The following is an 8,378-nucleotide window of genomic DNA, read 5'->3' on the forward strand; positions in this document are numbered from 1 at the left end:
GGTTGATCCCTGTTTTCGTTCGCCCTCTCCCCAACCCCTCTCCCGCCGGGAGAGGGGCTTTGAGGCTTAACTTAATGACATTGGGTTATCAGGAAGTCCTTCTATGAAATCTTTGTCAAACATTTCGATTAGTTCTCCTATCACATAGGATTTCTCGCTTCGCTCGAAATGACAATCGACAAAATCGGCGTAATCGTCTAGCCCCCACTCCCTATGAGGGCATCGTTTTTCCGCTAATACCGATAATACCGACCATCCGGATCTATCAGAACACCAGATTCATCATGAGCATCATCACCACCAGGAATAGGAGTGTCATGACGCTTCCGGCCCGCATGAAATGTGGCACCCCATAGCCGCCTGGCCCCATGATGAGGGCGTTGACCTGGTGGGTGGGGATCAGGAAGGAGTTGGAGGTGGCGATGGCTACGGTCAAGGCAAACACGGCCGGGTCCGCGCCCACGCCGATGGCGATATTCACGGCCAGCGGTACCAGCAGCACGGTGGCGCCCACATTGGACATCACCAGGGTGAAGAAGGTCGCCAGCACGGCCACCGAGGCCTGGATCACCCAACCAGGCGCTGTGCCCACCACGGACAATACCTGTTCGGCGATCCACTTGGCGGTGCCGGTGGTCTCCACCGCCAGGCCTAGGGGGATCAGGGAGGCCAGCAGGAACACCGTCTTCCAGCTCACCGCCTGGTAGGCCTCCTCAATAGTCAGCACCCGTGACAGAATCATGCCCATGGCACCGGTGAGCAGGGCCACGGACAGACGCAAATCGGTGAACAGCACCAGCCCTAAGGCGATGGCAAAGAAAACACCGGCGGCCGGGACCTTGTTCGGGCGCAGCTCTTCGTGGGGATATTCGGTGGTCACGACCACGAAATCGCGGTCCTTCTCCAACCGGACCAGGGCCTCCCAGGGGATATGCCCCACGATGGTATCACCGGCCTGCAACGGCAGGTCGCGGATACCTTCCCCTTCGTGCCGGGTCTTGCCGCCGCTGTGCAGCGCCACCATGGACAGTCCGTAGCGCTTGCGCATCCACACATCGCGGGCACTTTTGCCGATCAGCGCCGATCCGGGCGGGATAACCACCTCCGCGATGCCGGCCTTGGTCGGGGCCAAGGCGTCACTGAAGGCCTCGAAATCCTCGCGGGTGCGCAGGCCGTACTTGGTGGCGAATGCTGAGCAGCTTTCCTTCGCGGCGACGATCCCGATGGCACTGCTGGCCTCGAAAGGGACATCGCGGGCCACGCCACCGGGACCGATGGCCAAGTCGTTGCCACCACGCACCATGGCTACGACCCGGATCTTATTGACCCCTTCGATGTCGTTCAACGTCTTTCCCACCAGCTCACTGTCCTTGGGGATCACCATCTCCTTCATGCAGTATTCTACGCCGTAGGTCTTTTGGAGATATGCGATGGAATCCGTGGCCTTACCGCCCTCGCCCTTGGTGGTGGGCAGCACCAAGCGGCCCGCCAGCACGAAATAGATGATGCCGGTCACCACCAGGGCCAGACCGATCGGTGTGACGGAGAACAGATTCCAGGTCTCCATCCTCTGCCCCTCGGGCAGGGCCTGGTTGGAGGTGAGGATCAGGTCGTTGAGCAGAATCAGCGGCGAGGAACCCACCATGGTCACGGTGCCGCCGAGGATGGCGCAGAAGCCCATGGGCATCAGCAGGCGCGACATGGGTAGCCCGGAGCGGGCGGAGATCCGCGACACCACCGGCAGAAACAAGGCCGTCGCCCCCACGTTCTGCATGAAGGAGGAGATAACGCCCACGGTGGCGGAGATGATCGGGATGATGCGCGTTTCGGTGGTGCCGCCGATCTTGAGGATGAAGGAGGCCACCTTGCTCATGAGGCCGGTCTTGTCGAGGCCAGCGCCGATGATCATGACCGCGATGATGGAGATCACGGCGTTGGATGCGAAACCGTCGAACAGGTGTTGGGTATCCACCAGCCCCCGATCCAATCCCATGAGCGGGGCCAGCAGGGAGGTCAGGCCCAGCAACACCATGACCGTGGCGGCGGCCACGTCTACCTCCACCACCTCGAAGGCGAACAGGTAGATGGTAAACAGGAGGATGCCGGTCACCCAGGCGATCTCGACCGTAGGCACGACGGTCGCCAGGTACAGAGCCGCGATCCCGAACAGGATGCCCGCGATCAGCTGCTTGCGGCTCAAGGGCTCTAGGGAGGCAGCTGTGGTTGCTTCATCCGCAGGATTGCTCACGACAGTCACTCCTCACTCCTCGCTTAGCTTAGGGTTTCGACAACCGGTGACGAGGCTCGGGATCTTACCTCGCTATGGCACCGGGCAGGGAATGCTTGCGCATAACCCTAGAGTTTACCCTTTTTTCACCTCCATGTAGCGTTAGTTGGGTATATTCTAATTTGATTAACAAGATTAGGAGCTTCTGTTGCTTCTTGGCAGGGGCCGGACTACCCTGCCTACTTTGAATTTTCGGCGGAGCATAACCCTATGGATGCCAAGACCCTCTACGACAAACTGTGGGACGAGCACGTCGTCCGCTATGACGACAACGGCACCGCCCTCTTGTATATCGATCGCCAATTGGTGCATGAAGTCACCTCGCCCCAGGCCTTTGAGGGCCTGCGACTGGCGGGACGTAAACCGCGGCGGGTGGCGGCCAACCTGGCGGTCCCGGATCATAATGTCCCGACGCGGGATCGGGTGCAGGGGATCATGGACCCCGTGGCGCGCCTGCAAGTCCGGACCCTGGCCGAGAATTGCACCGCCTTCGGAATCACCGAGCTGGGCATGGATGATCCGCGCCAGGGCATCGTCCATGTGATCGGACCCGAGCAAGGCTTCACCCTGCCGGGCATGACGATTGTCTGCGGCGATTCCCATACCTCGACCCACGGGGCCTTGGGGGCGCTCGCCTTCGGTATCGGTACCTCCGAGGTGGAGCACGTCCTGGCGACCCAGTGCCTGCTTCAACGCAAATCCAAGTCCATGCTGATCGAGGTGAACGGCGCCCTGGGGTCCGGTGTGACCGCCAAGGATCTGGTCCTGGCCGTCATCGGCGAGATCGGCACCGCGGGCGCTACCGGCTTTGTCATCGAATTCGGCGGCGAGACCATCCGGGGTCTATCCATGGAAGGCCGGATGACCGTCTGCAATATGGCCATCGAGGCAGGGGCCCGGGCGGGCCTGATCGCGGTCGACGAGACCACTATCGAGTACGTCCGAGGGCGACCCTACGCACCCCCCTGCGCGCCCCAGAGCCCCGAGTTCGAGCGTGCCGCCGCCCACTGGCGCGGTCTGGTCAGCGACCAGGGCGCGGCGTTCGATCGAAGGGTCCGTATCGACGCGGCCGCCATCGAGCCCCAGGTTACCTGGGGGACTTCCCCGGAGATGGTGGCACCGGTGGACGGGCGGGTGCCCGATCCGGGGGACGAGTGCGATCCGGTCAAGGCCGACGGCATCCGCCGCGCGCTGGATTACATGGGGCTCACACCGGGCACCGCCATCATCGACATCCGCCCGGACAAGGTCTTCATCGGCTCCTGCACCAACTCGCGTATCGAAGACCTGCGCGCGGCGGCGCAGGTCGTCGCGGACCGCCGGGTGGCCGAGAGCATCAAGCTCGCCATGGTGGTGCCGGGCTCGGGTCCGATAAAGGCACAGGCGGAAGCGGAGGGCCTGGACCGGGTGTTCATCGCAGCGGGCTTCGAGTGGCGCGATCCCGGATGCTCCATGTGCCTGGCTATGAACGCGGATCGCCTGAAGCCGGGCGAGCGGTGTGCGTCCACCTCCAACCGTAATTTCGAGGGCCGCCAGGGCCGGGGGGGACGCACCCACCTGGTGAGTCCCATCATGGCCGCGGCGGCGGCAGTCAGTGGCCGTTTCCTGGACGTGAGGGAACTCTAAATGGACAAATTCGAGAATTTTACCGGGGTCGTGTGCCCCTTGGACCGGGCCAATGTGGACACGGATGCCATCATCCCCAAGCAATTCCTAAAGAGCATCAAGCGCACCGGGTTCGGACCCAACCTGTTCGACGAGTGGCGCTATCTGGATCATGGGGAGCCCGATCAGGACAACCGCAACCGGCCCCAAAACCCGGATTTCGTCCTCAACGACCCCCGCTACCAGGGCGCCCAAATCCTGTTGACGCGCGAGAACTTCGGCTGCGGGTCGTCCCGGGAGCACGCCCCCTGGGCCCTGGCGGATTTCGGCTTCCGGGTCATCATTGCCCCCAGCTTTGCCGACATCTTCTACAACAACTGCTTCAAGAACGGCATCCTCCCCATCACCCTGCCACCGATCGAGGTCGCTGACCTGTTCGCAATCGCGGATGGTCCCGAGGCGTTGCGGATCACCGTCGATCTGCCGCGGCAGATCCTGGAGATCTCCATCATCAGGGACCGGCTCGGTTTCGCGGTGGATCCCTTCCGCAAGCGCTGTCTGCTCGAAGGGCTGGACGATATCGGACTGACGCTGGAGCACCTGGACGCCATTCGCGCCTACGAAGACCGCCGTCGGCCCCAGGCCCCCTGGTTGTTCCCCGGGAACGGCTTGGAGGCAAGGTGAACTAGGTCCTGTTGACGTTTGTCTGAGCGACATTCCTTCTATCCGCAGATTACGCAGATTGTTTCAGTTTTTCATCTGTGACAATCTACAATTCAAAGTGCGACTGAGGTTCCTTTTGCAAAGCCCCTCTCCCTGGAGGGAGAGGGGTTGGGGAGAGGGTGAATGAGGGGCGGTGCCACGCTGGAGAACACACCCTAATGTAGGATGCGGTGAGCGCGGTAGGTCTTATTAGGATGGCACCAGCAGAAGGCGCGAACCGCATCAATGGTGTGGTGAGCGCTTGCCTACCGCCCCAGGACCGGTTGCCTGTGCCGGCCTATCCACCCCCCAGGGATGGGTCAGGCACGGCAGTCTGGATGGTGGGCACAGCCCACCCTACGGGCTATGCCACTACGCTGGAGAACACACAGTGACCAAACACATCCTCATCCTGCCGGGAGACGGTATCGGACCGGAGATCGTCGCCGAGGCGGTCAAGATACTTACCTACCTACGGGATACCGCTGGCCTCGCAATCACAATGGAGGAGGCCCCGGTAGGCGGGGCAGCCATCGACGCCACCGGGGTCCCCCTCCCCGACACCACCCTGGATCTGGCGCTGCAGGCAGACGCCGTCCTGCTGGGGGCCGTCGGCGGTCCCAAGTGGGAACCGTTGCCCATCGCCATCCGCCCGGAGAGGGGGCTCCTGGGCCTGCGCGACCAGCTGGAGTTGTTCGCCAACCTACGCCCGGCCATCCTCTATCCCCAGCTGGCCGCCGCCTCATCCCTGAAGCCGGAGCTGGTCGCCGGGCTCGATATCCTGATCGTGCGCGAGCTCACCGGCGGCATCTACTTCGGGCAGCCGCGGGGCGTGACCACCGGCGAGGACGGAACCCGCACTGGCGTCAACACCCTGGTCTACAGCGAGTCGGAGATCCGGCGCATCTGTGAAACCGCCTTCGACATCGCCCGCCAACGCAACCGGCGCGTCTGCTCGGTGGACAAGGCAAATATCCTGGAGTGCACCGAGCTGTGGCGAACGGTGGCTACCGAGGTGGGGACCGAATACCCGGACGTAACCCTCAGCCACATGTATGTGGACAACGCCGCCATGCAGCTGATCCGAGAGCCGAAACAGTTCGATGTCATGGTCACTACCAACATGTTCGGCGACATCCTCTCCGATGCCGCGGCCATGTTGACCGGCTCCATCGGCATGCTGCCCTCCGCCTCCCTGGACGCAACCGGGAAGGGCATGTACGAGCCCATCCACGGCTCGGCCCCCAATATCGCCGGCCAAGACATCGCCAACCCCCTGGCCACCATCCTGTCGGTTGCTATGATGCTGCGCTACTCCCTGGGCGAACCGACCGCCGCCGAACGCATCGAAGGCGCCGTCTCCGCCGTCCTGGACCAGGGCCTGCGCACCACCGACATTATGTCCTCGGGAATGCGCCGGGGCGGCACCGCCGAGATGGGCGATGCGGTAGTGGAAGCGATGGGTAAAGGTGCTTGAGTTTGGGTACGGTTCTCTTTACCGTTTTGCGTTTTGAATCCGCAGGTTCCGCGGATTAGACAGTTGAAGAATGGAAACATCTGCGAAAATTGGTTAATCTGCGAATAGTAAAGAATATCATTCAGGTGATGCGAATGTCTGTGTATAGTTTAAGAAGAGTGTTAACATAGATAAGCAAAGACTTCGCTATACGCAGCAATCGAACGCAAACTGCCAGCATGCACGGTACTTAAAGAACCGAGTTGTCGCTGGCATTGAACTAGGTGGCAAACATCGGCGCTAATGAGCACTTTCTTCGGAGGTGTGTCATGTTTTCACGGTTTCTTGTAGCATGTCTGGTTCTATCAACATTTACTGGTTGTATACTATTTAGGTCACCCCCAGTCGACTCGGTGGTCTATTTAAATGTCAGTCACGCAAAGACAGATAAGTGCTTCGTAAACTCGGGTTATGCTGATTTAGGTACTCTTTATTTATATGATACTAAGAATGAGAAATTACTCGAGCTGGCAGACATAAAGTTTACTGGCACAAAAACCGGACATACTTATGAAAAGCAAGAAGCTAGAGATATTGAGGGGATGAAGATAAATATAATGGGTAATCTTGATAAGTTAATTGTTGCTGATGCGAAAGCGAAAATAGAGAACGGTGTATATATTGAGTTAACAAATGCGTTTAAAGAAAAGTATCGAGGCACATTCTCAGACTTGGCGCGAACGATAAGGGAAAAAATCGCCTCTGGCGAAGATGTAAGGAATTCATGGTTCCTTGAGGAAGCTTCAAAGAATAATTCTCGCTATCGGCATGTCATTGTTTATTCTACTATTAAGGCGGATAAGGCGAAAATTGAATATGCTAATAGTGTAGTAATCGGTGGAAAAATAAAGCTACCTGCTAAAGGAGGAGGTTCTATTGAGGCAAAGTTAGAGGAGTCTCCTTTTGAAAAATTCAAGGGAAAAGCTGTCCCAGTATTTGTTGATTATCACATTATTCGTACAACAAAGGGGCGGAATAAGAATAATGAAATCACATATCAGTTTCGCGTTGATACTGATTTTAGAGACAAAACAAAAAGACTACTTGCTGCACTTAAGAAGAAATAATGGTGAATATAAGGCGCGTTGTGGGTTACCCAAATGGCTTGTTGGCCTGTCTCTGGCTCCCATGCTCCAGCGTGGGAGCAAGCTTGTCCCGATGGAGGAGGGATCTCGACGCTCCAGCGTCATGAAACCTTGTCCCGATAAGGGATCTTGGCCGCTGGAGCGGCTACAATGGCGTTCCCACGCTGGAGCATGGGAACGAGCCAAGGGCGAATAAACGCGAGGAACCGGAGTATTGGAGGCAGCGAAAATGAGAGATCACTACGACTTTTCTGAAATGAAAGGCCGAAAAAATCCTTTCACTAAATACCTAAAACAACCTGTAACCATGAGATTAGACCGGGATACCGTGGCTTATTTTAAATCCATGGCAGAAGAAACAGGCATTCCATACCAAGGCCTAATCAATTTGTACCTCCGTGATTGTGCGCTACATCATCGCAAGCTCAAAATGGAATGGGCTTCCGAATAAATGCCCCTTTGATCTTGAAGCAAGAGCTTGTCTTCGCATGAGCGGTCAAAAATATCCTCTGGAATTCCTAAAAATTGCTTGAGAGCGTCGAAGCAAAACGACCGAAAACCGTAATCGACCACATTCTGAAGCACGGGCAGATAACGACAGAGGAACTTAAAGACACATATGGCTACAATCATCCGCCGAGAGCGACCAGAGATGTCCGCGAACAGGGCATTCCCATTAAAACGTTATCGCATCACAGGTACGGATGGTAGGAAAATAGTCACATCATGAAATTTGAATGGGATGTTAAGAAAGAAAAAAACGAACATTCAGAAACATGGGGCTAGGTTTGAACAGGCTGCTTATGTTTTTGCCGATCCTTTTGCGCTGAACAAATACGATGTGGAACATTCGCATGAAGAGGATAGGTGGATAATATTGGGGAAATCGTTGAACGAAGTTATTCTCGTTGTTGTCCATATGTTCAGAGATGATGACGGTGCTGAGTCTGTGAGAATCATCGGTGCTAGAAAGGCAACTAAACGCGAGCAACTGGTATACCAAAAAAGGCGCCCATAATGAAAGACGAGTATGATTTTACCGATGCCGAACAGGGAAAGTTCTATAGACCATTGGAAGAGCTGGACATACCCATCTATTTGGATAAATGTCAGGTCCCGTGTGATTATATACCAAGGAGGAGCTATCCTTTGTTGCAGGCAAGAGCGGTCTTACAGCTGCTTG

The 8,378-nt window shown here is 57.3% G+C and carries 8 protein-coding genes; 7 read left to right on the forward strand and 1 reads right to left on the reverse strand.

The annotated features are described in order from the left end of the window. Positions 1 to 265: 265 nt before the first annotated feature. Positions 266 to 2,200, reverse strand: coding sequence for an SLC13 family permease (locus tag BQ17_RS11375; protein WP_218068235.1), 1,935 nt, complete (start codon positions 2,198 to 2,200; stop codon positions 266 to 268). Positions 2,201 to 2,497: 297 nt separating this feature from the next. On the opposite strand from BQ17_RS11375, the gene leuC reads away from it, so the two are divergent. The 7 genes from leuC to BQ17_RS11410 all read left to right on the forward strand — a co-directional run bounded on the left by leuC (position 2,498) and on the right by BQ17_RS11410 (position 8,213). Continuing rightward, positions 2,498 to 3,913: a 3-isopropylmalate dehydratase large subunit gene (gene leuC, locus BQ17_RS11380; RefSeq protein WP_089727151.1), complete on the forward strand. Its 1,416-nt coding sequence runs from the start codon at positions 2,498 to 2,500 to the stop codon at positions 3,911 to 3,913. Then, a complete protein-coding gene (leuD, locus tag BQ17_RS11385; protein ID WP_089727153.1) occupies positions 3,914 to 4,576 on the forward strand; it encodes a 3-isopropylmalate dehydratase small subunit in 663 nt (220 codons plus the stop codon). Positions 4,577 to 4,985: 409 nt separating this feature from the next. Beyond that, positions 4,986 to 6,071 carry a 3-isopropylmalate dehydrogenase gene (gene leuB, locus BQ17_RS11390; protein ID WP_089727155.1) on the forward strand — a complete coding sequence of 362 codons (1,086 nt, stop codon included), beginning with the start codon at positions 4,986 to 4,988 and terminating at the stop codon, positions 6,069 to 6,071. Positions 6,072 to 6,463: 392 nt separating this feature from the next. After that, on the forward strand, positions 6,464 to 7,177 hold the full coding sequence (locus tag BQ17_RS11395) for a hypothetical protein (protein WP_089727157.1): 714 nt from the start codon (positions 6,464 to 6,466) through the stop codon (positions 7,175 to 7,177). Between the two features lie 247 nt (positions 7,178 to 7,424). Beyond that, positions 7,425 to 7,646 carry a BrnA antitoxin family protein gene (locus BQ17_RS11400; protein ID WP_089727161.1) on the forward strand — a complete coding sequence of 74 codons (222 nt, stop codon included), beginning with the start codon at positions 7,425 to 7,427 and terminating at the stop codon, positions 7,644 to 7,646. A gap of 74 nt (positions 7,647 to 7,720) precedes the next feature. Then, entirely contained in the window at positions 7,721 to 7,906 is a 186-nt protein-coding gene (locus tag BQ17_RS24170) for a helix-turn-helix domain-containing protein (protein WP_369334486.1), read from the forward strand. Positions 7,907 to 7,937: 31 nt separating this feature from the next. Continuing rightward, complete coding sequence (locus BQ17_RS11410) at positions 7,938 to 8,213, forward strand: BrnT family toxin (protein WP_089727159.1); 276 nt, start codon at positions 7,938 to 7,940, stop codon at positions 8,211 to 8,213. Positions 8,214 to 8,378 lie beyond the last annotated feature (165 nt).

It is taken from the genome of Candidatus Thiosymbion oneisti, from assembly GCF_900092655.1.
Classification (GTDB): Bacteria; Pseudomonadota; Gammaproteobacteria; order Chromatiales; family Chromatiaceae; genus Thiosymbion; species Thiosymbion oneisti.

Excerpts from the sequence above, each read along its gene's own strand:
- BQ17_RS11410 (WP_089727159.1), top strand. The coding sequence starts at position 7,938 with ATGTTAAGAAAGAAAAAAACGAACATTCAGAAACATGGGGCTAGGTTT.
- BQ17_RS11400 (WP_089727161.1), top strand. The coding sequence starts at position 7,425 with ATGAGAGATCACTACGACTTTTCTGAAATGAAAGGCCGAAAAAATCCT.
- leuC (WP_089727151.1), top strand. The coding sequence starts at position 2,498 with ATGGATGCCAAGACCCTCTACGACAAACTGTGGGACGAGCACGTCGTC.
- leuD (WP_089727153.1), top strand. The coding sequence starts at position 3,914 with ATGGACAAATTCGAGAATTTTACCGGGGTCGTGTGCCCCTTGGACCGG.